Genomic DNA, 26,326 nt, shown 5'->3' on the forward strand with positions numbered 1-26,326 from the left:
CTCCTAAGTAATTCTTTAGTAATAGATTAATTGTAACAGCAGCTTGCAATACAATAAAGGAATTTTTAGGAATATAATAAAATCTTAAAATTTGGAGTCAGGTGAGCAATCATCTAGTGAACAACTTGCTGAAAAAATTATTTTTTACTCTCTCCGGCGGAGCAGCAGCTAAAAATTCATTAGAAATAATATACTCAGCATTATTTAAAAATTCATTTGTTACTATTGATCCATGCTCTTTACTTATTTCTTGATAAGCTTGTCGCAAACAAAAGCCGCGATTCTTTGTGTTGTGAGCATCGTTTGCTACTAGTTGGACAAGGTTTGCGTCAATAAGTTGATGGGAGAATTTTTTGATCTTCTTTCCGAAAAAGCCACATAGACTTGCAGCAGTCACCTGTGCAAATGCGCCTTTTTCTACAAAATTATACAGTAGGTCCGGATCTTCTAGTATACGCTTATTCCTTTCCGGGTGGACAATTACTGGCACGAAACCCTCTACTTGTATATCAAATAACATTTGGGAAGCGTAACGTGGAACTTGGCTAGAAGGAAATTCAACAAAGACGTAACGTGTATGATTTAACGCTAGGATTTCATCATTATTAATACCATCTATAAATTCTCCATGAATCCGATTCTCCTGTCCTGGAAGAATTTCGAGATCGATTCCATGAGAATCAAACTGACGTTTTAACTCTGCAACCTGTATCGTTATATCATTTTTGTAATTCTCATAAGAACCATTTTTATGATGAGGGGTTGCGACGATCGTATGTATGCCATCTTCGACAGCTGCTTTACCCATTAATAGACTTTCTTCTATTGTTTGAGCACCATCATCGACGCCGGGAAGGATGTGACTGTGTATGTCGATCATTACTATACCTCCAAATTCGTATTAAATTCAGAATTTTCAATAATAATTATCCATTATAACAGGGATATGAAAAGACAGGAAGAAACTTTATTCGACAAATATAGACAATCACAAAAAATGAGAAAAGCAGTAAATGCTTCTCTCATTCTCTTTATTGGCCATAATAATAGTAGTAGTTACTGTTCTTCACTTCTTGATCGTTCAAGACAGCTCCCAAGACATTCGCCTTTGTCTGTACAAGCTGTTCTTTCGCTTTCATAGCTGCCTCTTTCTCTGTCTGCTTACTGCGCACGACAAGCAGGACGCCATCGACGTGGTTGGCCAGCACCTGCGAATCTGCTACGGCAAGAACTGGCGGGGTATCGAAAATGACCAAATCGTAAAGCTTCTTCGCTTCCTCAATGAACTCGATCATTTTTTTGGAACCAAGCAGTTCTGATGGGTTTGGTGGAATCGGACCACTGGACATGATGTCAAGCTTGTCCACACTGCTCATATGTGCAAGCTCACGAAGCGGTTGGCTTCCGACCAAATAATTACTTAAGCCGTGTGTGTTCCCAGTACGGAACGTATAGTGAACCGTCGGTTTTCTTAGATCTGCATCAACGAGAAGGACTTTCTTCCCTTGCTGTGCGTAAACGACTGCTACGTTTGCAGCGGTAATCGACTTTCCTTCCGATGGGCTTGCAGAAGTGATGATCATCGTTTCCAGTTCGCCATCAACTTGGGCAAACTGAAGATTGGTACGAATCGTACGGAACTGTTCGGAGATGGGTGATTTAGGGTTATCGTTTGCAATCAGGGTACGTACAGACTTGTTGTATGCGTGCTTCTTCGGTTTACGTGCCAACAGATTCACCCCTTACGGAACTTACTTGTGTTTTTTTTGGGTACGACCTCGTGCGGCCATATCATTGTCGGAAATAGTGGATACGACACCAAGCACAGGCATGCCTAAGAAATCTTCAATATCTTCTTCTGTTTTGACTGTGTTATCCAGATATTCTAGCAGGAAGGAAAGCCCCACTCCAATCATCAATCCTACTACCAGAGCAATTGTCAAATTCAATGCTATACTCGGACTTACAGGAGACGAATCAGTTCCTACATTTGCAGCAGACAATACCTTAACATTATCCGCATTCATCAATTGAGGTATTTGTTCTTTAAAAACATCAACAGTTGTATTTGCAATATCTGTTGCACGTTGCATACTGTGGTCTGTTACCGTCACGTTTACAACCTGTGACTGTTCTGCACTGGAGACTTCAAGTTTCTCTGCTAACTCATCCGATGTTAAAGATAAGCCTAATTCGTCCGCTACTTCATCTAATATAGCCGGACTTTTGATAACAACATTATATGTATTAATAAGTTCTACGTTGGATCGTATTTCGTTGATATCAACCGCTGCATTCTGGTTCTGACTCTGGGACTGGTTTACGATGAATTGTGAAGATGCTTCATACGTAGGTGTGATCAAGAAGATCGTGATAAGGGCACTGATAACGGCGGCACCTGCGGCAAGACCGAGGATAAGCCACATTCTTTTCTTCAACACCTCGAAAATTTCTTTCAAGGAAATAGTCTCTTCCATTGATGAACCTCCAATTTTTGTCGAATTTACACATGAGGACATTATAGCATACATATTTTCAAATTTGCGGTGACAATTGCAAATTTTTCAAACACTTCATATCCCTGCTACCTAAGAGTATCGTCCTATCAAGGTTTAGGCTACAGTAGATACCACTATTTAGTACAAATGTATTAGCTTTTCATTTTCCAATACCTACTATTCTACAAAATTCCCACTAATTAATCCATATTTTCTTAAATCTATGTATAATGGAGGGGAACTAATCTATTAAATAAGGAAAGGTGTGAGGCTTCAGTGAACTGGAAGTCCCTGTTGATCGTGGTCATAGGACTGATCGTTGTCGGAGTCGGCGCATTCTTCACGATGAATGCGGTCGAAGCGAATACGTTGGATAAATTATATAAACAGGCGAAGGATGCTTATGCAGCGGAGAATTATGAAGAAAGCATACGGCTGTATAAGGAAGTCCTGTCGAAGGACGCCGGGCATGTGGATGCACGATTGGAGCTTGCCGATGCGTATGTGGCGGTGAAGGATACGGATGAGGCGGTCGCTGTCATTCAGGAAGGGATCTATGAAACACCGAAGGAGCCGGACTTATATGGGAAGTTATCATCGATTTACCTTTCGATGGGTGATATAGAGAAGGGGTACCAGACCCTGGACCGTGGTTTGACATATGCGGAGTCGGATACGCTCAAGCAGGCGAAGGATGATTTGACTTCAAAGATATACATACATACGGAACGTCCGCTCATTCAGAAGGGCTATGACCGGAAGCTTGAACTCGTATACGAAGGAGAAGACGAAAAGCTTACTCCCCTCGCTGCTGAGTGGAGCGTCGATAAGAAGACAGTGACGCTTGAGGAGAAGGACGGGAAGAAATTTGTGACGCTAGCTGGTGATCAGCTCGGGAAAGCGAAGGTCTCCGTCGAGTGGGAAGATTACACCGAGCAATTAGATGTCGAAGTCGTTGAACAGCTGCTCGAGAAGATGACAGTGGAACCGGAGGAACTGGAGCCGGTTGCGGTGGATGAGACCTTAAACGTTTCCGTCACCGGAACGGATGCAGCTGGAGTAGAAATGACGTTTGAACCGGAATGGTCCGTGGACGGCGGACTTTTTGAAATTGAAGCCCGTGACGACCAAAGCGCGACCTTGACAGCCGTTGCGGAAGGGAAAGACACGCTGACGGTGAGCTATGATGGATTGAAAGAAACGGTTGATCTTTTTGTAGAGGGAGACGAAGGTGAGAAATTTATTCAAACTTCTGCGGAAGGCCAAGGATCTGTCTCTGTGTACCCTGCCGAGGACAGCTATGCGGTGGGAGAAGATGTCACCATCGAAGCGATTCCTGCCGAAGGATGGGAATTCGTCGGATGGCGTGGAGACCGGAATGATGCCGTGAACCCGCTCAATCTGACAGTAGAGGATCACATGCAGCTGACTGCCGTGTTCGAAAAGGGCCAGCATGAGCTTTCTTTAGCGATTGAGGGAGAAGGGAATATCGTTCGTGATTCCCTGGAGAGTACGTATCCCGATATGGCGGAAGTCAGTTTGCGCGCCCGGGCCAAAGATGGATGGGAATTCGATCATTGGGAAGGCTCATTCACCGGAACGGCGCGGGATATTGTGCTGACGATGGACGAAGATAAGTCGGTCCGTGCCGTGTTTGTCGAGACAGAAGCTGAAGAGGCGGAACCGGAAGAGACGGTATCCGAGGAGAGTGAGGAGGACAGCTCCCCTGCTCCGGAGCAACCGAAACAGGAAACAAAGCCGGAGCCGAAACCTCAACCGTCACCAGCTCCTGCACCGAAACCGGGACCGAAGCCTGATCCTGCTCCGCAGCCAGAGCCAGAACCGGAACCAGAGCCGGAGACTTACTCCCTCACGATGTCGGTCGTCGGTGAAGGAACGATCCGCGCTTCCAGCAAGAGTGCTAAGGCGGGACAATCGATATCCGTATCCGCTGTCGCGAGTGACGGCTGGACGTTCGCCGGCTGGAAGGGAGATATCTCCGGAGCTGGCTCGAGCAGCTCCGTCACGATGGATCGCAACAAGCAGGTGACCGCTGTATTCAAACAGCTCGATACGGAAAGTCAATCGACAGAATAAGTAAAAGGCAGCACATGTATATGTGCTGCCTTTTTTCATAAGAATGTTGTAGCAGCAAGAATAAACAGGGCCGTAGCCATGCAGAAGATCCCCGTTGCGACATTCGCCCGCTTTTTGACCTGCCTCGCCCACACCGCTTCCGCTCCAAGCATAAACAGAAACGCACACATCAGCCATTGGTACAGGGTAGTGGACAATAATGAATGATTAAAAAATGCGGCATATAAGAATATAAAAGCAAATAGGAATGTAACGATGGTACTTATTTTGTGATACACAGGCGTCCCTCTCTTTCTCTTCCTACGCCCAAAACTACCATATAATGGCTAATATAACCACCCATAAAAAGGCTATCCTATGCAATCGAAAGTCAAGCCTAATTGAGCATACGCTTCCTCTGCACGTCATATTCTTCTTGGCTTATTATCCCATCACTAAAAAGCTCGTGCATTTTTCTTAGCTCGTCAGCCAGACTGTCTGCGTGTTGGAGATCTGCAATGGTTTCTTTATCTTTTTTATCAGCAATTCCAATAATTACTTTAAACAGACTTTGCCAGTGCATGACCTTGTCGAAAGCGAGTTTGTATTGAGCTTCTTTCTTCTTTACGTCTGGTATTTTTAAAAATTCGAAGGAGTGAAAGGGGTGCTGAGTGTTATTAATCACTACATGCAATTGAACACTTTGTACTTTATCGGATGATTTCGTCCCCCCGGACAGCCCGCCGATAACTGCTCCTGCGCCACCGGCTAATAATCCTCCTAAGGCAGCACCGGCCAATTGACTGCCTCTTGATGTTTTAGTAATTGTCTCTCCGTCTATCTTTACTTCTGCTTCCATGATGTCTTGGTAATCCAATTGAAACAGTTCATAATCACCGACACTCTTAACAGGATTAGCTGAAGGAATTAAGAAATACACTACTTGCTTATTTTCATCGACCGCAACGATAGAATGATCTTTTGTTTCGAACTTTTGCGTCAGCTCCATATTTTTTGATTCAATAAATGAAGCTAGTTCTTGATCAAGCTGCTCTTTCTTTTCCGCTTCCCTAATAGAATAAACAATTAAAAACATTATTAAAAATACAGCAATCACACCTAATACACCCCACATTAAAATCCCCCCTTAAATTGGAGTGGTAAATCAATGCATTTTAACCGCAACTTAGGAACAAAAGAATAGCCGCATCTCCTTCACTCAGATTGGCCTTCTACTGCTTCTACACTTGTATCTGTCTCTCCAGCATGAATATCCAGATGCGTCTGTGCCAGGAAAAACACCCCTGCAACAATGAGGAAGCCCGCTGCCAGCACGAAAAAAGCAGTCGCGTAGGTACCATTGATGATTAAGTTGTAGGCGTCCGCACCGACGTAGGCATTCACGGCATCTCCACTGCTTGTGAGAATATCATCCTCATACGGATTGTTGTAGGCCAAGATCTTGTAAAAACCGGCGATGATGAAACCGACACTCACCAGCCCTGACAGGATGCTCCACGCATAAAGCCGTTTCTCCCCCACTTCCATTCCCCCGCTTCGTCTGAATTGGCTGTTCCCATCACTATACGAAGCACCGGTGATTTTCATTCCTTGATATGTTCAGCTCTATTTTTGTAAATGCTTTCATAACCATGTATAGTAGAAGCAAATAAGGAGGGATGACATGGAAACCATCGTCTATGTGTTCGTCATTGCTCTGTTCATCACCGCCAACGTCTACGCCGTCAAATGGCAGCGCGACGGCACCGCCGATCTCATGATCTCCGGCGTCCTCATCATGATCGGCGGCATTCTCGTCTCCATCACAGCCGGCGCCTGTTCGCTGTGCTCGGATCGACAGGCGAAGCCTTCACCGGCGCCTACTTCGCCATCTTCGCCATCGCCAACGGCCTGCTCCTCTTCCTTCTAGGACTCATCACACAAATCACCAGAAGCAAAAAAGCATAACCCCACTTCCCCCATGTTCCCAAAAGAACATGGGCCTTCTTTTGCCCTCTCCCAAAAAAGAGAGTAGCTGTGACAATCCTCAGCGTTTCCGTTTCTCCATCACCGCAAGGAGGGGGCGGGGGTGACGAGACTCCTGTGGGAAATGGAGCGTAGGGAAGACCCCACAGATCTGAAAGATCGAGGAGGCTTCCCACCTCCCCACGGAAAGCGAGTCGTCCCCCTCCCGCCATGTTCTTTTCCCTCCAAAAAAGAGAGTAGCTGTGACAATCCTCAGCGTTTCCGTTTCTCCATCACCGCAAGGAGGGGCGGGGGACGGCGAAACTCCTGTGGGAATTGGAGAAGCGGGGAGACCCCACAGATCCAGAGGATCGAGGAGGCTCCCCCTCTCCCCACGGAAAGCGAGTTACCCCCGCCCGCCATGTTCTTTTCTCTCAAAAAAAAGAGAGTAGCTGTGACAATCCTCAGCGTTTCCGTTCACCAGATACCGCAAGGAAGGGCGAGGGACGGCGAGACTCCTGTGGGAACTGGTGAAGCAGGGAGACCCCACAGATCTAAAAGATCGAGGAGGCTTCCCACCTCCCCACGGAAAGCGAGTCGTCCCCAGCCGCTATGTTCTTTTCCCTCCCAAAAAAGAGAGTTGCTGTGACAATTCTCAGCGTTTCCGTTTCTCCATCATCGCAAGGAGGGGGCGGGGGTGACGAGACTCCTGTGGGAAATGGAGAAGCGGGGAGACCCCGCAGATTTGAAAAATCGAGGAGGCTCCCCCTCTCCCCACGGAAAGCGAGTTACCCCCGTCCCCCTCCTAAACCAAACCCGGTAACGGAAACAGCCCCAACAAAAAAAGCCAGCACCCAAAAGGGCACTGACTCTAAAAAACATTAAATATTCATCCAGTCCGTATGGAACGTACCTTCCTTATCCACACGCTGATACGTATGCGCACCAAAATAATCACGCTGCGCCTGAAGCAGATTCGCCGGAAGCTTCGCCGTACGATAACTGTCAAAGTACGCAAGCGCACCAGAGAACGCAGGAACAGGAATACCATTCTGAATCGCAAGCGTGAGCGTATCACGAAGATCCTTCTGATAATTCACCGCGATATCCTGGAAATAAGGATCAAGCAGCAAGTTCGTCAACTCTTTATCATTCTCAAACGCATCCTTGATCTTCTGCAGGAACTGCGCACGGATGATACAGCCGCCGCGGAAGTTCATCGCGATGTCGCCGTACTGAAGGTCCCATCCTTTTTCTTCGGAAGCTGCCTTCATCTGCGTGAAGCCTTGCGCATAGGAAGCGATTTTACTCATGTACAACGCTTTGCGGATCGATTCGATCGCTTCTTCTTTGTTGCCGGTGAACTTGATTTCCGGACCAGTCAGGTATTGGCTAGCTTTCTGACGCTCTTCTTTCATAGCGGAGATGAAGCGTGCGAATACGGATTCGGTGATGATCGGAAGCGGTACACCGAGGTCAAGCGCGCTTTGGCTCGTCCATTTTCCGGTACCTTTCTGACCTGCGGTATCAAGGATCACTTCGACAAGCGGTTTGCCTGTTTCTTCGTCGACTTTCGTGAAGATGTCGGCAGTGATTTCGATCAGGTAGCTGTCGAGTTCGCCTTCGTTCCACTCTTTGAAGACTTGGTGAAGCTCTTCAGCGGACAGGCCGAGGACGTTCTTCATCAGGAAGTATGCTTCACAGATGAGCTGCATGTCGCCGTACTCGATGCCGTTGTGGACCATCTTCACGTAGTGGCCGGCTCCGCCTTGGCCCATGTAGGCAGCACAAGGAGTTCCTTGGACTTTCGCTGCGATTGCATCGAAGATCGGCTTCACTTCTTCGTATGCTTCGCGTGGTCCGCCAGGCATGATGGAAGGTCCTTTACGGGCACCTTCCTCCCCGCCGGAGAAGCCTGTTCCGATGAAGTGGATGCCTTTTTCTTCGAGATAAGAAGCGCGGCGCTCCGTATCTTCATAGAACGTGTTCCCGCCGTCGATCAGCATGTCGCCTTTTTCAAGATAAGGGACGAGGCTGTCGATGACTTTGTCCGTCGTTTCGCCGGCTTTGACCATCATCAAGATCTTTCTCGGTGTTTCGAGGGAACCGACGAATTCTTCGGCACTGTATGTGCCGACGACTTTGTCGTCATTCGCATCCTTCACCATTTCTTCGACGCGGTCTGTCCAGTAATCGTAGACAGATACGCTGTAGCCGTTGTCTTTGATGTTCAGGGAAAGGTTCGCACCCATGACCCCTAAACCGATAACTCCGATATTCTGTTTACCCATGTTCCGATCAATCCTTCCCTTTTGTAATAAACGTCGTTCTTACCACCAGTTGAAGCCGTCTTCTTTAAGCAGGTCGTCGGCAGCTGCCGGTCCTTGTGATCCTGCTTTGTAGCCGTGGAGCGGAAGCTGGTCCGCTTCGAAGGCTTCCAAGATCGGCTGGATCCATTTCCATGACAGCTCTACTTCGCTCCAGTGGGCAAAGTAGGTGGAAAGGCCGCCCATGGCGTCGTTCAACAGGTTCTCGTATGCTTCGGGCTGGTCGTCCAGGTTCTTCGAGAACGTGACGTAAGCCGGTTCGAAGTGTTCGTTCGAGTCGTCCTTCATGTTGACGCGCAGGCTGATGCTTTCGTTCGGGTTGATTTCAATGACGAGCAGGTTGGAGACAACGCCTTGTTGTACCTCTGCTTCGTCTGCTTCGTTCTTGAATTCGATGACGATCTGGGTCGATTTCTTGGAGAGGCGTTTTCCTGTACGGATGTAGAACGGGATGTCCTTCCAGTATTCGTTATCGAGATACAAGCGCGCTGCAAAGTAAGTATCGTTGTTGGAATCTTCGGCGACGCCGTCTTCTTCCATGTAACCAGGCAGAGCTTCGCCGTCGAGTTCGCCTGCTTCATACTGCCCGCGGACGACGTGCTGTTCGATGTTGTCCGTTACAGGACGGATCGACTGCATGATCGCTGTCTTTCTCTCTTCGATCTCTTTCGCTGACAACTTCTCTGGGTGGTGCAGCGCCGTCATCATTACCAATTGTAACAGATGGTTCTGGACCATATCACGGATTGCTCCGGATTTGTCATAATAACCGGCACGTGTACCGACACCGACTGTCTCACTCGCCGTAATCTGGACGTTGGAGATCAGTTCGTGGTTCCAGATCGATTTCAGGATCGGGTTCGGACGGATCAGGGATTCCAGGTTCTGCACCATCGGTTTTCCTAAGTAGTGGTCGATACGGAAGATTTCGTCCTCGTTAAACACTTGTGTCAGGCGCTCGTTCAAGTGCTGGGCGCTGGCAAGGTCGCTGCCGAATGGTTTCTCGACGATCAGACGCTTCCATCCTTCTGTATTCGTGATGCCGTTTTCGTTCATCGATTCGGTGATCGGCTCGACGAGTGTCGGCGCGACGGATAGATAGAACAGACGGTTGTCCGGAATGCCGATCTCCGCTTCACGCTCTTCGATGAAGGCTTTCAGGTCCTGATAAGACTGAGCTTCCATCGCATCGAAAATGAAGTAACGGAACTGGTCGAGGAAAGCCTCGAGCTTGTCCGGGTCCGCTTTGCGGCGGGAGAAGGTTTCCAGGGACTCCTTGATGATGTCGTGGAACACTTCTTTCGTATATGGCTTACGTCCAAGACCTACGACAGAGAGCTTCTCTGGAGTTTTGCCTTCGATATATAAGTTGTATAAGGCCGGATAGATTTTCCGCTTGGCCAAATCTCCGCTTGCTCCGAATAAAACAAAGGTCATGTCATCCATCATTTCGACGGAATCGATTCCATTTACATCCAATTGTTCGAGTTCCTTTTGATCCATTTCTTTTCTACCTCCTGTACTTTACCAATGCACTGTACTCAAGTATATAGCATCTTTACCAATTTTTTAAGTCATCCACACTATACCCTATTATATAATTCGACATTTTTTTATGAAAGCAAGACGATTTAAACGAAAGCAGGCTGAGCATGGAAATTGCGTCAGCCTGCTGGTTTAACCTTATGTTTCGACCATTTGATAGAAGTATGCATCACTTGTTGTAAAGGGCGATGATTTTGTCCAAAAGGATGTCGGTGTCGTTTTGTGCCGCTATTTCTTCGCCTTTGTCGATCATCCGCTTCCGGCCGATTTCGTCTTCGACCATCTGCTTGAGACCGGCTTCGAGCGATTCGGCGCTCTTCGGTTCGACAAGGATGCCGGCTCCGTCCTTCAAAAGGTACGTGAGCCCGCCGACGTTCGATGCGACGACCGGCGTATGGCACGACATCGCTTCGAGGGCGACGAGTCCGAAGCCTTCGATATAGGAAGGAAGGACGAACACATCGGCAGCAGCCGTCCACTTGGCAAGGTCGGCCTGGCTCTTCGTCCCGTGGAAATGGACGTGCGCCTTCTGATCCGGATGGACGCTCCGCTTCAGGAAGTCGAGGAAGTTCTCATCCTTCACGCTTCCGATATAGTGAAGCTCCATATCGCCGCGCTGTTTGTTGAGCGACTGGAACGCTTCGAGAAGCTCTTGGAGTCCTTTTGCCTTGATGTGGTTGCCGACGAACAGGATATGCCTGCGGTCGCGCGCCAGACCGAGTTCGTCCTTCATCTCCCCGGCATCGACCGGGCGGAAGACGCTGCGGTCGACGCCCATGTTGATGACGGATACTTTGTCGGGGCGGATGTGGAACTCCCCGACGACTTCGTCCTTCAGCGCTTCGCCGACGACGATGACTTCATCCGCCTTCTCCATGATCTTCTTCGTCATCTTACGGATCCACGGGTTCTTCTTCGCCATCTGGTCGAGATCTCCCCCGTGGGAGGTGACGACGAGCTTCGTTTTGAACAGCTTCTTGAAAAGAAGCGCCGGCAGTCCGCTCGGGAAGATGTAATGGGCATGGATGACGTCATAGGAGCGCCCGTTTGTCAGAAGCTTGATCAGGATCTTCAGCATCCAGATCAAGTATTTCTTAAGCAGGTGGAACTTGCCGCCGCGGTTGTCGCGGTTGACGGCGATATCGATCGACATCCCCTTCTCCTTCAATGCTTCCACCTGGTTTCTTACAAAGATTCCGTACGTCGGATTCTTCCGACTGGGATACATGTTGCTGATGACTAGCACACGTTTATTCATAAGCTTTCTCTCTCCTTAGTGGAGGTCAGGCTCATGGTCTGGCCTCATGTTCAACAAAAATCCGAGCAGGGCGAAGTAGAAGATCGTGAACGAATCCCCTTCCCATATGTTGTAAACCATACCGGCCGCAAACGCAGCAAGCAGTACAGCGAACAGGAATGGTGCGAGGATCGTTTCTTTTCTCCGCTTCCAAATTTCATACAGCATGTTCAACAGGAAGACGGCAAACAGGATGACGCCGACAGCTCCCGTTCCGGTGATGATCTGGATGTACTGGTTGTCGGAATAGAATTCGCGTTCGATGCCGTAATCGTCATAGATTGGAGACCCGTAGCTGAGTGTAGCTCCATCGCCGTAGGTCGCGAATCCGGTTCCGATGACCGGGTGATCGAGGAAGATCTCGAATCCTTGCTTCACGATCCAGATACGGCCGGACTGCCCGCTTTGTTCACGGGTTTCCTTATCGAACGTCGAACCGATCCGGTCGCGGAAGCTTCCTTCACTGTCGTCATAGACGGACTGCTTCGCCTTCTTCTCCTGACCGAAGTTCGAGTCTTCGATGAAGGACGTCGCGTAGCTGACCGGGACAGCGATAAGCACAATTCCGGCAGCAAGCGTAAGGGCGAGTGTCTTCAGGAACTTCCACGATTTCGTTACGAGCACGTAGGCAAGCAGGCGACGCCGACAGCGATCCACGTGCCGCGGGAATAGGTTAGCGCCCAGACGCTGAACGTCAGCGCAAGGATGACGTAGAAGAGCCACTGGTACTTCCCTTTGAACCAGTTACGGTAATACAGGATGATTGCAAACGAGAACGACAGATAGTAAGCCAGGATGTTCGGGTTTCCGATCATGCCGTAAATACGGATCCGGTTCTTCGAAGACAGCGGCATATCTTGCCAGCTTTGCGGAAGCAGCCACCCTCGGAGGGAGAGCTTCTCGATCAATCCATGGATACAGATGATGACCGTCACGAATATCGTCGTCGCGACAAACTTGTAGACATCCTCCTTCGTGATCTCCAGACGCTTCGCGATGTAGAAGACGAGATAGAACAGGACGAATCCGCGGATTTGGAAAATGATTGCGGTCGGCGTCACGCCTGTGATCAAGGCGGAAACGGCTCCGACGATGATGAATCCGATGAAGGCGAGCTCGAACCAGTAGAAATGGAACAGCTTCTTCAAGTCTTTTCTATACATCCAAAGGATGCGGAATAAGAGCGCGAAGACGATGATGTCTCCAATCCCCTTCAATGCCGTGTTGTACTCCAGCAAAAACGGGCGGATCGGGAAATACATGAACAGCACGATGAGTGCGTTTTTCGGTTTCACAAGCGCGTAGCCTGCGAAGAAGAGCATCATCACAAGGTCTACGACGGTATTATCAAGGGCCGCTCCGACAAAGAAGAAAGCCAGGATGAGCGGGATGAATGTGAGTTTTTCCATTCTATGGGCATGGGATAGGCACCTCTTTTCTGTTATTTAGGGCATCGTTTTGCGGTAGAGATCTTTCTTCATGGCGTAGTTCTTAAAGATCGCCCACAGCAGTGTGTCTGTCCGGTTGACTTGTTTGAAGTATTTCGGGAAATGATAGTTCATATTCGTCAGGGTGTCACAGTGGTTGATAAAGTACCCCCGCTCCCATTCGATGAAGGCTTCCGCCGTCTCAACTCCGGGAGTAACGAGATTCCCCTTCAGGTGATTGAGCTCCAGGAAGCCGTCGAAGGCGATGGCCTGGGAGCCGAACACTTTCGTCGCTTCGACTTTATGGCCGTGCTGATCCGTCGTGTCGATCACACAGTTGATCGCACTCGGCGGGAAAGCACAGTTGATTTCATACATGCGGACCTTCGGATAGAAGTTCGGCAGCTCCTTCAGCGTATCAGCAAGGAGCTGCGCTGTATGGGTATGGTCCGGATGAGCATCTATGTACGGCGTCGTATAGATGACCTCCGGCTGGATCCGTTCGATTTTCTCTTTGATGTAGGAAATGCTGGTCGGTTCGCTCGAAACGCTTCCATCCGGAAGATTCAAGTAGTCGACACTCGTCAGACCGAGGATGGCCGTGACTTCATCGATTTCCGCACGGCGGGCCTCCATCAGCTCTTCCTTCGACAGGTCGCTGACGCTGCTTCCGCCGTCCGTGATGAACAGGACGTGGACATTCGCACCGGCATCGGCGTGCTTGCGGAGCGTCGCGCCGGGTCCGATCGTCTCATCATCCATATGTGGAGCAAGGACGAGGACGTTCTTTACGCCCTCATCGATGACCGGCTCCAAATCTTCATTATAATGCCGTTTCAACAACGTCTTCGTCACCGGCGCGTTGACCGGGCGGACGACTTTCATAGCTAATTCTTTTCTACTCATCACGATTCCCCTTCTTCTTTCGTTTGGTTAGATTATTCCATAAAAATAGGAAGGCATTCGTTCTCATCGCAAAGACAGCGATGACGAATACGATGGCGCCTGTAATGGCTGCCGTGATGATCTGGATGATGTTCGGAATCGTGTCCATCACTTGAAGCAGGCCGTAAACGGCGGCTGCCATGATCGCCGTTGCGATCGTAATTTTCACATAGTCGATGATGATCGCCTTGAAGTCGAGGCTGCCCACGAGCTTCACGAAGACGATCAGACAGGCACCTGTGTAGAACAGGGCCATGACGGATGCAGCAAGCGGGATACCGAGATATCCGAGCCACTCCGCAAACAGGAAGTTGAACAACACGTTCAGGCCGATCGAGCCGATGCTGATCATGAGGATCATGTGGCCTTTCTTCAGCGTATAGAAGCCTTTGTTGATGACGTTGTTCAGGCTGAAGAACAGGACGGACCCGAAGTAGTAATACGCAACCTGGGATGTCGCCGTCGTCGCGTCTTCTCCGAACGCTCCGCGCTGGAAGAAGAGCTCGATCAAGTTCGGCATCAGCAGCATCATGCCGATGACCGCCGGCATAAGCACGAGGTACATCGTCGTGAGCCCTTTTTCAATGCCGCGCTTGAACAGGTCGTTATCCTCGTTCGTGATCGCTTTCGAGAGCATCGGGAAGATGATCGTCGCGATCGTCACGCCGAAGATCGCCTGCGGCATGTGGACGAGGTTCTTCGCGTAGTTGATGTAGGTGACCGCCCCTTCGCCCTGGAAACCGGCGAAGATCGAGCCGACCATCAAGTTGACCTGGCCGACCGCAACGGTGAGTCCGACGGGCAGGAACACCCAGTAGAACTTCTTCACTTCGATCCAGTCCAGCTTCTCGCGGATGCGCATCGACTTGTTCGGAATGGTGATGAACAGCTTGAAGACAAGCGACAGCACCGTTCCGACGACATACCCGAGCGCAAGCGAGTACGGCCCAATTTTGTTTGCGAAAAGGAACGCAGACAGGATCGAGCTCAGGATGACGATGATCTGCGAGACGATCGACAGCGAGAACTTGCTTTCGGCGTCAAAGAACGCCTCCAGCACAGCGTTCATGCCGACAATGGCGATACATGAGAAGAAGATGACCGTCACCCATGTCGCGATCTCCGTCGCCTCCGGACTGAAATCCGGATAGAAGATGCGGATCATGAACGGCGCCACCGCCATGCCGATCAAGGACAGCACAAAAGCGAGGACGAGCGTCCCCTTGAAGACCTGTCCTAAATGGCTCCTGCCGCGATTCTCTTCCACGGCGTCGATGTAGCTTGGTACGAGCGCGTTCTTCATCCCGTTCTGCATGAAGAGAATCAACATGTTGGGGATGATGAAGGCAGCAAGGTACGCATCCGCCACGTAGCTGTCCCCGAAATAATAGGCGACGACCATGTCGCGGATCAGCCCGGAAACCTTCAGCAGCAAGGTCGCACCGATGAACAGAATACTGGCTAGTCCTAATTTAGATTTCACTATATTTACCTCTTTCACTTTTGGGTATTTCATACAAAATACGACAATTACAACTATAAATCATATCTTGTGATTTTACCATAACTTCCAGGCAATCGTAATTTGCTAGTAAAATTATTCCCATTAATTTGTAAAGTTGGTTAGATCGACGCAGGATCATCTCATCCCTGTGGTGTGGAACCGCCGGGGGTTTCCGGGCAGAACTGTGCTTTCCGCGGGCGGGCGGCGAGCTTCTCAGCGCTATGCTCTTCCGGGGTCTCTACTGTCTCGCTTTTCCGCAGGATTCTCCGTCCTTGCCTCCAACTCCCAGCTCGATGAGAGGAAAGAGTATAGTGCTTAACCTATTCGTGCAGAAAACACAACACAGCTTTGCTCAGTACCATCCCGCCTATTTCCCGGGGGCAACAGCAACTTGCTGCCGCCGGGGATTTCCGGGCAGGGCTGCGCTTTCCGCGGGCGGTCGGCGAGCCTCCTCAGAGCTACGCTCTTCCGGGGTCTCTCCTGTCTCGCTTTTCCCGCAGGAGTCTCCGCCCTGCCCTCCAATCCCCAGCTGGATGAGAGGAAAAAACAGACGCCTGCACCGACTTCCTCTTCTTCATCGTGTAGTAGGCTATCTGTGAAGTTAATGAAAACGAAAAAGCGCGTAGAGTCTCTTTGGACTCTACGCGCTTTTTATATCGACCAAACAGTGTTTAGGATTCGATCAACGATAGCTTTCAAGCTTGGAACGTGTGGAACCGGAGATGGCTGCATCTCCACCTAGATAGTAGAGCTTAGGTGCGATGTTCAAGCCCTTCAAGTAACCCGATACCGTGCTCGGAACAGCGTCTGTCCGTGTCAGGATGATCGGAGCTTCCATCTTCGCAGCGAGCGGCGATGCAGACAAAGCATCGACCACGATATGGCCGCGGGCGAAGAAAACATTCTCCATGTTCTTACCGAAGTACTTCTCCGCAATCTTCACACTCGTACTGAAACGATCCGAACCGGAGACACGCTCGACCGTGCCGACCTGGCTCTTCAGCTGGGATTCGACCCGTGACGAAACCGCGTTCGTTCCGCCGATGATCGTCACCTTCTTGACGCCGTTCTCCTTGATGAACCGGCTCGTCTCTTCATCCAGATCGTTCGTTCCTGTCAACAAGATCGGCGTGTGCGCCTGTCCTGCATAGGAAGCGATCGACAAGGCATCCGGAGATTCTGCATCCGCAGTCGTGACGAAAATCTCATCGACATTGATCTGGTTCGTCAATTCATCCGCAATTTCGTAAGCTGTGCCGTAACGCGTGTCGCCGGAAAGGCGGACGACGTTGCCGAACTGGCTCTTCAATTGGTTTTCGACCTTAGCGGAGATCGCTCCACCTTCGCCGCCCAACAGATAGATTTTATCCGGGTTCATGCGTCGCAGCTCTTTTTCGACATGCTCGGGAAGAATATCCGGCTGTGTCAAAAGCAGCGGCGAATCATAATAGGAAGCAAGGACGCTTCCTGTCAGGGAATCAATCGGCAGATCGCCGCGTCCTAAGACAGCGACTTTCGGCTTGTCCCAATGCCATCCGAAGTTGGAAAGGGAAGCACTTGTGTCATAGCGGTGCTTACCAGCAAGCTCGACGGAGCGTGGTTCTTTATTTTCAGACAGGTAGCTGGAAGCGACATAGCCGGTCATTCCGCTTGACGTGCGGACAGGGTACCACATCCAGTGCTGCGTGTTGCTGTTCGATCCGATCGCCGGACCTGTGATCGTCAGCGCATCGCCGCGCTTCAGGCTCGCTCTGACGACGCCGTTCGGTGTGGAGCGCATGTTAAGCGATCCTGCCGTCACATAGACCTTCTGCCCCTTCGCGAAGGCAGCCTTCGATGTATGGACCGGGTTGTCGATCGTTACATTCGTTTTCTCAAACTTCAGGATGCCGTCGATTCTCGGATTGAGTTCCTGTGTCGCAAGTGGCGTGACAGGGAACAATCCGTAGGAACGCATCCGGTCGTACACTTTGTCCTGATAGGAAACATAGGCACTGTCGATCGGGTGGTTACGGGAAGACAGGCCGTTGTAAGCGAGAATGGCGAAGTACCAGTTCTCGATGACGTCACGGTCCGCATTGTTGACCGTCGGAATCAGGCCGCTGTTGGCGTACTTCCACTTCTGATCGAGGATTTTCAGACCTTCACGGATGTTGTAGTTGATATCCGTGGAAAGCTTCGTCACTTCCTCTTGACGCTTGACCGGATCTTCGATGAAACGGTAGTCCGATACCTGCATGATGCCGATTCCGATACAGTCGTAACCGAGCTTCACGTTCGTGCCGTCCCACTTCGTTCCTGTCGTGCTGTTGGATGTACAGCTGTTCTGATAATGCGAAACCGGCGTACGGCCCGGGTCCCAGTACTGCTGCCAGCCGCTTTCCTGGAAGGCGATCGCTTTCACGACTTCCGGCGGCATATCGAACTCTTCGGCGGCATCGGTGAGCATCCGGTTGATTTCCGCGTAGCTCGGGTTTTTGTATTTCTCATTCACCGACGTGCTCGCTGCTTTCACCGTGGCACTCTGAGCGGAAACCTTATCCTCCGCCGCTTCTTTCTTCACTTTACCACCATCCAACGTGAACGTATCTGTCACGATAGCGGAAGGCTCTGTGCTGATCGCGTCTTCGTCGAAGGTAGGATAATCCACGGCGATTTTTCCACCGTCGACTTTGAAGTTCGCTCGCTCGTAGGCGTCAGAACCGTAGACTTTCTCCCACGTATCGGTGTTGTAGACGTCGAAGAACAGGCTCTGTCCGGAACCGTCGGCGCGGTAAACGACAGCCAGACGATTATCGGAAAGCTTATGTACTTCCGTCACTTTCGTCAGGTCGATTTTCTTCTCTTCTACGACTTTGCCGTTGTCACGGATCGTAACCGCAGCAGACGTTTCTCCGTTCGTGATGTCGACAGTCGTCCCTTCCTCCACAGTGAAGGACTCTTTCTGTTTCTCAACGACCCAGTCACTCGCTGATTCCGCGTTGGCAGACAGCGGTGCAACAAGGGAGCCGAACAAGACAGCAGTCAATAGTGGCAGACGTTTTTTCATGATCGTTACCTCTCTCTTATGCATAGTTTATTTTTTCAAAGCGGTAAGCTTGGAGTCGACTTCATAACCGTTATCTCCGTTGTCCTCAATTTGTTCGTCAATCAACCCGACACCAGGCGCGTAGGACTGGAGGGTGATGACGTTCCCGCCCTGGGAAACCGAACGTACGATGATGACGTTATCGAACGTCTGGACATCGGATTGGACCGTCGCCTTCTGATCGACGATCTGGAACTGATCGGTATCGCCTTTCGTCGCGTCAACGAGGACATTGATCGTTTCGACAGGCTCGAATGTATCGAGCATATTAGACGTATCCTTCGGGTTGTACTCTTCGTACACGACAGCGATGCTGCCTTCTTTCCATTCCAATACCTGCAGCGTCACCATATCCCCGAAGGTGATGACCCGCTGGACGAAGTTCCCTTTCACCGCAACGATGTCATAAGTCGCTTCGTACTCCCCGTTCTGAAGGAATGTCTTCGTCATCGGACCGTCCGGCATGTATGCCTTCAGACCGACGTTCGTTTCTTCTTCCGACTCCGATGCTTTGTCACCGGCGGCATTTACGCTGTCATCCCCTGCTTCAGCTTCTTCCTCAGCGGCAGGTTCCTCTTCCGGCGTCCCTTCTTCCTCCGGCTGTGCTTCCTCTTCGGCAGGTGCTTCTTCTTCGGCCGTTCCATCCTCTTCCGCAGGTTCGGCAGCGGCTTCCCCGCTCTCCGTATCTTCCTGAGCTTCTTCCTCAGGCGCTTCGGTTTCGGATTCCGGCGCAGCGTCCGTTTCTTCTTCGGCCGCTTCCTCCGTCGGCTCTTCGGAAGGCTCCAGCTGATCGGCCTTGTCCACATCTTCGGAACAGGCCGACAGCAGAGCGATGAACAGTACGGAAGCAGGCATCCATCCTTTTCTCATGGCTCTACACTCCTTCTTACTTCAAATAACCGGCGATTTCATTACGTAGTTGATCGGTTACGACACCACCGATGACGTCCAGACGATCGACGACGTTCTCACGGCCGTATGTTTGTAACAGCTCTTTCATATCTGGATTAAGATCTTTTCCGACGAGAATCAGTGGTGCAGATGTCTTCGCAGAAAGAGAAGATGCTGTGAGCGCATCCGGATAGTTCGTTCCTGTCGCTGTCAGGACGGTATCCGCATGGAGCTCATCCTCAAAGTGACGGATCGCTTCGACGACGGTTCCATAACGCGTCGCACCAGACAGGCGGACGACACGGTCTGCCCCGTTGTTGTTGATGATCGCTTTCTCGACTTCTTCAGAAACGACGGCTGTTCCACCGAGGATCGCTACTTCTTTCCCTGCAAGATAAGCGAGGCTTTCGTCCCCGATTTCCTCTTTATCTGTCAAAATGATCGACCAGCCGTTCGCTGCTGCGATCGCTGATGCTTCCAGTGCATCCGGGAAGCTTGTGCTGGAAGCGACGAAGACACCTTCTGCATTCGTCAGATGTTTGTTGATCGCAATGTTCGATTCGATCCTTGTCTTACCGGAAATACGCTCGACGGCGTAGTTCTTCTTCAACTGATCCTCCACTTTTTTGGACAGGGCATTCTCTCCACCGAGAAGCAGAACCTTGTCCGCCTTCAGACGGGCGAGTTCCTGACTCACTTCGGTGCTTAACGATGCCGTCCGGTTCAAGAGGATCGGTGCATTGTCATACTTCGCAGCAAGCGGTCCTGCCGACAGGGCGTCCGCAAATTCGAACGCTGTCGCAAGAACGACGGTGCGGCTTCCGCTCTGGAATCCGTTCGGATACAGCTCTTTCGATACTTCGACGGCCGTCTTCATCCGGTCTTTTCCGGACAGCTTCTTCGTATCGAACGCATAGCTGTAGCCGGATTCGATATTATCCCAGACGACATCTCCCGATTGGGTGTTCGTCACTTTCGTGTTCTTCCAATGTTTCGCATAGGCGACCGCTTCGTCTTCTCTATAGAAGGAAGCAAGACTGCCTTTCTCTGTATGGGTTACGTCATAGATTTCTTTCAAATAGTTCGTCCAGACGACCTTGTCGTTCTTCTCGTTGATGACGGACGTATTCTTCCATTTCTTCGCATAGGCGACGGCTTCGTCTTCCGTATAGGCTTCAAAGAGCGTGCCTTGGTTGGAGTGGACGACCTTATAGCTCTTATCCAGGTAGTTGGACCAGATCACACGGCCTTCCTTGTTATCGACCACGCGCATGTTCTTCCACTTCTTCGCATGGGCAATCGCTTCGTCCCGATCCAAGAACAACTCTGTCGCCGAGCTGTTGGAAGAATGATAGACGCCGTAGCGTTTATTGATATTGTTATAGATTCGCTCCTGGGCATACTTGTCGAAGACATAGACGTTGTCCTTCGACTCGGCATAATCGAGCGCTTCGCCCTTATCTTCGGTACGCTTCAACAACTCATCGTCATGGGTGCGGACTTCATACACTTGGAAAAACTCATCCGCTGCCTTCACGACAGCCGCTGCCGCCTGATTTTGGAAGGATGCCGTTTGGATCAGCTTCTCTTCCTCCGGATTCGACATGTAGCCGAATTCGAGGAGCGCGGACGGCATCTGGGCATTCCTTGTCACATACAGGTTGCCGGGCACCTTGCCCCGTCCTTCTTTAAGCGGCGTTCCCGCCAAAATGTTCTTATGTACTGCATTCGTCAGCCGCTTACTCTCCGGTGCATACTCGATCTGCATCGGGTCCGGCGGGTATGTAGAACTGATCGTATCCATATCGAAATAATACGTTTCATACCCTCTCATATAAGGGTTGGATGGAAGCGCGTTCGAATGAATGGAAAGGAAAATGGCATTGTCATTGTTCCCTTTCACATAGTCGTTCCCGTTGTCCGACCGCATCTTCAGATCTGTGCGGAGGACGGACGAGAATTGCGTATCGCCTTCCCGAGTCATATGTACGTCATACCCCTCGGCCTCAAGTGCCGCCTTCATTTTCTTGGCTGTTTCCAAGTTGAAATGCTTCTCATAATAACCCGTCGATGCACCGGAATAGCCGGTGGTTCCGGAATAGATTCCTCCGTGTCCCGGGTCGAGGACGACGGTCCGTTCCGCCGCAGCTTCCGTAGGGAAGATGGCGAATAAACTGAATAGAACAAAGAAACTGAGCACGTGGATCTTCTTCATGATTACCTCCTATTTGGTCTGTGTTTGCCCGAAAGCAGTGCTGCTTCCCTTCCTCTTGTTCGGTTTCTCACGATGTTCTGCTGGATTGAAGTAATAGGAATAGAGAATAAGGCGGTACGTGTTGTAAGAATCGGAAAAAAATAAACGCGAGGATGAAAAGATTCTCCGTCTTTTGACCTACTCTTTTCTATCAAAAGAAGGAGCCGTGTGCTAAGAAACTTCACTCGATCGTTTTCCGAACGGAGAGAAATCTCTCTCCTTCTTTCATCGGCTGAGGGGGTCTGGATGTTTAACAGAAAACGACAAAATGCCATATTTTTCACGTGTATCCATGGGAATTGTTTCTTATTCTACACAGAACCCCATTATATCGGAGGTACTGACAACAAACAATGGCGCTTGGGGTTCATTTGCAAGATTGCAAGTATTTAGGAGTATAGTAATGGGGGTTTTATAGAAAAATAGGACTAATATTCTGTTTTTTTCATAAAAAATCCGGATGCGTCTCTTCTACGCATCCGGATGGTAAAACTCTAGTTATTTTTTAGCCTTCCACACTTTCAGAAGGAAAAGCGGAAGACGGATTTGGCGTTTGATCCGCCACGGTTCGGAAATCAGACGATACAGCCACTCCAGACCGAAGCGCTGGAAAACGGCAGGCGCCCGTTTGATCCGGCCGGACAGCACGTCGAACGAACCGCCGACACCTTGGAAGATGCTCACGTCGAGCTTATCCATGTTCTCGACGATCCAGTATTCCTGACGCGGGCTGCCTAGTGCGACGAAAAGGATGTCGGGCTTTGCCGCGTTGATCGTTTCGATGATCTTCTGCTCGTCCTTCTCGTAGCCGTCGATGACACCGACGACGTTCAGTCCCGGAAATTCTTCGATCAGCTTGTCCTTCGCTTCTTCCGCGATGCCCGGCTTCGCACCGTAGAGAAAGACGGATTTGTCGTTTTCCTGAGCGAGACCGCACAGCGTCATCAGCATGTCGATACCGGTGACGCGCTCTTTGATGCTGCCCTTGTTGAGCTTGGAAGCGATCAGGACTCCTACACCGTCCGGAATCTGATAGGTCGCTTTATTGAGCAGGTTCTTCAAATCGGCATCTTCCTGGGCTTTCAGAATCTTCTCCGGGTTGATCGCGACGACGAACGACTGCTTCTTGTTTTCGATATCTGCCAACACATTCCGCTTCAAGTCATTATAGGAATGACTGCTTACATCGACACCTAAAAACTGTTCCTTCATGCTCTCACCTTAACTTATCCATTCTTGGAATCGCCCAAACGCTTGGCGACGAATCCAGCAGCTTTCCATGTATCTAAATCGAGGGCGTTCTTCGTATCGTACACGACACGGCTGCCCATCTTATCTTTGATCGTTTCCGGATCGAGCTTCTTGAACTCGTCGTGGTCGGTCAAAATGACGACGATGTCCGCATCTTTGAGCGCCTCGTCCATATCCTGCGTCTGGTTGGATACGACGTTCTCCTTGATATGCGGGTCATAAGACGTGAAGCTGATGCCGCGCTGGACAAGCTCCATGATGACCTTCAAGGACGGGCTCTCCCGCTGGTCGTCGATGTTCGCTTTGAACGATAGTCCGAACAACGCGACTTTCGGGTCGTTGATGAACTGTTCCTTCATCAGCTTCTCGATCTGGTCGGCCGTATAGACAGGCATGTAATCATTCGTATTACGGGACAGCTGGATGATTTCCGAAATCTCCGGCTCGATCTCCGCTAAGAACCAAGGATCGACCGCGATGCAGTGTCCGCCGACGCCGGGACCTGGTGTATGGATGTTGACACGCGGGTGGAAGTTCGCAAGCTTGATCGCTTCCCACGCATTGACGCCGATCTTGTCGCTGATGCGGGCAAGCTCGTTCGCGAACGCGATGTTCACGTCACGATACGTGTTCTCGATGACCTTCGCCATCTCCGCTGTCGTCGCATCCGTCAAATGGATCGTCCCTTTAACGAACGACTCGTACAATTCCTTCGTCATTTCGGAAGACTTGTCGTCGATTCCGCCGACGATGCGGTCGTTGTCGACAAGCTCCTGGAACACCTTCCCTGGAATGACGCGCTCCGGAGAGTGGGAGACGAACAATTCTTTACCAAGCTCAAGGCCCGTCTGCTCCAGGACCGGAAGCATGACATCCTCCACCGTACGCGGAGGTACCGTCGATTCAAGGATGACGAGGTTGCCTTCCTTCACGAACGGCACGATCGATTCTGTCGCTTTACGGACGTAATCGAGGTTGGCTGTTTTATCTTCACGGATCGGGGATGGAACAGCGATGACGAATACATCTGCCTCCGTCGGTTCAAGAGAAGCCTTGAACATGCCTGCATCCACAGCCTCTTCCAGGCGCTCCTGCAGCCCGTTCTCTTCGATATGCAGCTGCTTGTTGTTGATCATTTCCACCGCTTTACGGTTGACGTCCACGCCGTGCACCTGATGGCCATGAATGGCGAACATGACAGATGTAGGCAGACCGATATACCCTAAACCGACGACACACAGTGACTTCTTCATACTACTATACTCCCTTTCTTTCTGACACGAACGTTGTGATCAGTGTGGTACCGTTTATTTGCATTCGTTTGTATATAGATGGATGAGTGACAAATTAGTCCTACTCCTTATAGCATTCGACAACATCCGGCGTTTATGACGTTTGTTGTCATCTTTCTTATATAATGGATAAAAAAAAGCAAACTCTTGCCTGTGTTCCTCTTTTCTCCATTGTTCAAACATTTCTAAGAAATAGGATCTCCGATTATCCATTGTAGCTCATTTCCGTAATCGGTTCTATCCTCATCATATAAACACATGCATCAATTATACTTCGAAGCGACCTGTTCCGACAACATCCAGCGGTGATATTTCCACAAACAGACAAATGTCCGCCTCTGAAGCGAACGGTTCATGCGCGGCGGGAGCTTTTTTTGCTATACTGGATGCATGATTTTCTTCATATAGAAAGGAAAGAATCCGAAATGACAGTCAGACGCTATCAACTAGGCGATGAAGCACAAATACAGACCCTGTTTACGAAAACGTTCCATCAGGAGCGCCCGCTCGATGCATGGGAATGGAAATTCAAACAGAACCCTAAACATAAAGAACCGTTCATCCTCGTCTTCGAGGAGGAAGGGAAAATTCTCGGTCACATCAGTCTCTGGCTGATGGATGCCTATATCAAAGGCGAAGTCACGACGGTCGGGATCCGTGTCGATACGATGGTCGATCCCGACGCCCGCGGGAAAGGCGTCTATAAGAAGCTGAACGACGCTCTCCTCACCGAAGGGAAGAAAGCCGGCATCGAGTACTTGTACGGTTTTCCTGCACCGAAGGCGAAGGGTCTCTTCCTCCGTTACACGGGCGCGACCCATCTGACCGATATGCCGCGCTGGATGTACGTCCAGAAGCCGCTGCACCTGCTTTCCACCAAGTTCAAGCCGCTGAAGGCCGTGAAATCGCTGGACGGCCTCTATACGAAGCTCCGTTCTCCGAAGGGACAGTTGGACGGCTATGAGAAAAAAGAAATCACCCGCTGTGACGAAGCGTTCGACCGCCTCGCGGAACAGACGAAGCACATGGCGGACGGGCTGGTCGTCCGGGACAGTGCCTACTTGAACTGGCGCTATTTCGACCATCCGACGAAAACGTATAAAATGATTGCTCTGTATAAGGAAGGCGAGCTGAAGGGCTATGTCATCACACACCAAAGCGAAGGGTCGTTTACGAACGGTCTCTTGATCGACTGGCTCGGTGTCGATGAACATGTGTGGCCGGTGCTGCTCGATCAGGCGCTGCTGGAGCTGAAGCATGCGGATGTCGTCCAATCCTGGGCGCTGCCTCTTACGTTCGCCGCCGGCATCCTGAAAGCGAAGGGCTTCGTCCACAAAGACAGTCCGATGCCGCTCGTCGGAAAAGACCTCCACCCGCGGACGGAAGAAATGAACGACCAGACGAAGTGGTACATCACCCCGGGGGATGTCGATTCGTATTAATCGGTTTGTAATCCACTCCCAATAACTTTTGGCACGAAGGTATCATCATAAAAAACCCCCTCGGTTCATTCAAGGGGGTATCTTATCGATATGGAGAGGACCGGGCTCCGGGAAATGGGACGCTTTCCACGGGGCGGCCGCTGAGCCTCCTCATCGCATTCGCTCTTCCGGGGTCTCACCTATTCCGCTAATCCCGCTGGAGTCTGCCCATTTCCCTCCGCCCTTTGCTGAAATTAGCGTTCCATAATTAGATACAAACGCTGAGTGGGACTTCTGCGGGTGATTTCTTTCGTTAGAACCCCTCGCGGAAGAACATCTAAAAATGTAGAAGCCAAAAACACCGAATCGAAATCGATTCGGTGTTTTTATACTTCTAATAAAAGGGAGAAAAGTAAGACGGCACTCCCATCACCCTGACACTCACCAGCTGTTGATCGGAGGGGAAGGCGGAGACTCCTGCGGGAAAAGCGAGACAGGAGAGACCCCGGAAGAGCGGAGCTCTGAGGAGGCTCGCCGACCGCCCG

21 protein-coding genes are annotated in these 26,326 nt (G+C 50.4%); 3 read left to right on the plus strand and 18 right to left on the minus strand.

The window, feature by feature from the left end; translation table 11 throughout:
* Nucleotides 1–109 precede the first annotated feature (109 nt).
* From D479_RS06060 to D479_RS06070, 3 genes are all read right to left on the minus strand, one after another.
* The gene (locus D479_RS06060; RefSeq protein ID WP_008634809.1) at nt 110–880 is read right to left on the minus strand and encodes a CpsB/CapC family capsule biosynthesis tyrosine phosphatase; all 771 of its coding nucleotides are present in this window, start codon (nt 878–880) and stop codon (nt 110–112) included.
* 151 nt (nt 881–1,031) lie between these two features.
* A complete protein-coding gene (locus D479_RS06065) occupies nt 1,032–1,730 on the minus strand; it encodes a CpsD/CapB family tyrosine-protein kinase (protein ID WP_008634810.1) in 699 nt (232 codons plus the stop codon).
* Nucleotides 1,731–1,751: 21 nt separating this feature from the next.
* Entirely contained in the window at nt 1,752–2,477 is a 726-nt protein-coding gene (locus tag D479_RS06070) for a Wzz/FepE/Etk N-terminal domain-containing protein (protein ID WP_008634811.1), read from the minus strand.
* A 297-nt stretch (nt 2,478–2,774) separates the two neighbouring features.
* Here D479_RS06070 and D479_RS06075 point away from each other — a divergent pair, with 297 nt between their 5' ends.
* Nucleotides 2,775–4,595 carry a tetratricopeptide repeat protein gene (locus D479_RS06075; protein WP_008634812.1) on the plus strand — a complete coding sequence of 607 codons (1,821 nt, stop codon included), beginning with the start codon at nt 2,775–2,777 and terminating at the stop codon, nt 4,593–4,595.
* 35 nt (nt 4,596–4,630) lie between these two features.
* Here the strand turns inward: D479_RS06075 and D479_RS06080 are convergent, their stop codons facing one another.
* The 3 genes from D479_RS06080 to D479_RS06090 all read right to left on the minus strand — a co-directional run bounded on the left by D479_RS06080 (nt 4,631) and on the right by D479_RS06090 (nt 6,182).
* On the minus strand, nt 4,631–4,873 hold the full coding sequence (locus D479_RS06080; protein WP_008634813.1) for a hypothetical protein: 243 nt from the start codon (nt 4,871–4,873) through the stop codon (nt 4,631–4,633).
* Nucleotides 4,874–4,971: 98 nt separating this feature from the next.
* On the minus strand, nt 4,972–5,709 hold the full coding sequence (locus tag D479_RS19835) for an SHOCT domain-containing protein (protein WP_008634814.1): 738 nt from the start codon (nt 5,707–5,709) through the stop codon (nt 4,972–4,974).
* 80 nt (nt 5,710–5,789) lie between these two features.
* On the minus strand, nt 5,790–6,182 hold the full coding sequence (locus tag D479_RS06090) for a hypothetical protein (protein WP_152413330.1): 393 nt from the start codon (nt 6,180–6,182) through the stop codon (nt 5,790–5,792).
* A 76-nt stretch (nt 6,183–6,258) separates the two neighbouring features.
* Between D479_RS06090 and D479_RS06095 the strand changes: the two genes are divergently transcribed.
* Nucleotides 6,259–6,504, plus strand: coding sequence for a hypothetical protein (locus D479_RS06095; RefSeq protein ID WP_008634816.1), 246 nt, complete (start codon nt 6,259–6,261; stop codon nt 6,502–6,504).
* A gap of 916 nt (nt 6,505–7,420) precedes the next feature.
* Here D479_RS06095 and gndA read toward each other — a convergent pair.
* The 12 genes from gndA to D479_RS06155 all read right to left on the minus strand — a co-directional run bounded on the left by gndA (nt 7,421) and on the right by D479_RS06155 (nt 24,321).
* Entirely contained in the window at nt 7,421–8,830 is a 1,410-nt protein-coding gene (gene gndA / locus D479_RS06105; RefSeq protein WP_008634819.1) for an NADP-dependent phosphogluconate dehydrogenase, read from the minus strand.
* A gap of 39 nt (nt 8,831–8,869) precedes the next feature.
* Nucleotides 8,870–10,312 carry a glucose-6-phosphate dehydrogenase gene (gene zwf / locus D479_RS06110; protein WP_039870943.1) on the minus strand — a complete coding sequence of 481 codons (1,443 nt, stop codon included), beginning with the start codon at nt 10,310–10,312 and terminating at the stop codon, nt 8,870–8,872.
* A gap of 268 nt (nt 10,313–10,580) precedes the next feature.
* Nucleotides 10,581–11,669 (minus strand): glycosyltransferase, encoded by a 1,089-nt coding sequence (locus tag D479_RS06115; protein WP_008634821.1) that lies wholly within the window; start codon nt 11,667–11,669, stop codon nt 10,581–10,583.
* Nucleotides 11,670–11,684: 15 nt separating this feature from the next.
* Entirely contained in the window at nt 11,685–12,332 is a 648-nt protein-coding gene (locus tag D479_RS19840; protein ID WP_008634823.1) for an O-antigen ligase family protein, read from the minus strand.
* The gene (locus D479_RS20650; protein ID WP_008634825.1) at nt 12,323–13,117 is read right to left on the minus strand and encodes a lipid A core; all 795 of its coding nucleotides are present in this window, start codon (nt 13,115–13,117) and stop codon (nt 12,323–12,325) included. The genes D479_RS19840 and D479_RS20650 overlap by 10 nt, the downstream gene beginning before the upstream one ends.
* Before the next feature lie 36 nt (nt 13,118–13,153).
* Nucleotides 13,154–14,041 carry a PIG-L deacetylase family protein gene (locus D479_RS19850; RefSeq protein WP_008634826.1) on the minus strand — a complete coding sequence of 296 codons (888 nt, stop codon included), beginning with the start codon at nt 14,039–14,041 and terminating at the stop codon, nt 13,154–13,156.
* The gene (murJ, locus tag D479_RS06130) at nt 14,034–15,563 is read right to left on the minus strand and encodes a murein biosynthesis integral membrane protein MurJ (RefSeq protein WP_008634828.1); all 1,530 of its coding nucleotides are present in this window, start codon (nt 15,561–15,563) and stop codon (nt 14,034–14,036) included. The genes D479_RS19850 and murJ overlap by 8 nt, the downstream gene beginning before the upstream one ends.
* A 703-nt stretch (nt 15,564–16,266) precedes the next feature.
* Nucleotides 16,267–18,633: a cell wall-binding repeat-containing protein gene (locus D479_RS06135; protein WP_008634831.1), complete on the minus strand. Its 2,367-nt coding sequence runs from the start codon at nt 18,631–18,633 to the stop codon at nt 16,267–16,269.
* 27 nt (nt 18,634–18,660) lie between these two features.
* Nucleotides 18,661–19,542, minus strand: coding sequence for a hypothetical protein (locus tag D479_RS19855; RefSeq protein ID WP_008634834.1), 882 nt, complete (start codon nt 19,540–19,542; stop codon nt 18,661–18,663).
* A gap of 16 nt (nt 19,543–19,558) precedes the next feature.
* A complete protein-coding gene (locus D479_RS06145; protein ID WP_008634836.1) occupies nt 19,559–21,778 on the minus strand; it encodes a cell wall-binding repeat-containing protein in 2,220 nt (739 codons plus the stop codon).
* A gap of 537 nt (nt 21,779–22,315) precedes the next feature.
* Nucleotides 22,316–23,029 carry a WecB/TagA/CpsF family glycosyltransferase gene (locus D479_RS06150; RefSeq protein WP_008634837.1) on the minus strand — a complete coding sequence of 238 codons (714 nt, stop codon included), beginning with the start codon at nt 23,027–23,029 and terminating at the stop codon, nt 22,316–22,318.
* 14 nt (nt 23,030–23,043) lie between these two features.
* A complete protein-coding gene (locus tag D479_RS06155; RefSeq protein WP_008634838.1) occupies nt 23,044–24,321 on the minus strand; it encodes a nucleotide sugar dehydrogenase in 1,278 nt (425 codons plus the stop codon).
* Between the two features lie 464 nt (nt 24,322–24,785).
* Between D479_RS06155 and D479_RS06160 the strand changes: the two genes are divergently transcribed.
* A complete protein-coding gene (locus D479_RS06160; protein ID WP_039870951.1) occupies nt 24,786–25,802 on the plus strand; it encodes a GNAT family N-acetyltransferase in 1,017 nt (338 codons plus the stop codon).
* Nucleotides 25,803–26,326 lie beyond the last annotated feature (524 nt).

The organism is Halobacillus sp. BAB-2008 (assembly GCF_000328325.1).
GTDB lineage: Bacteria > Bacillota > Bacilli > Bacillales > Halobacillaceae > Halobacillus.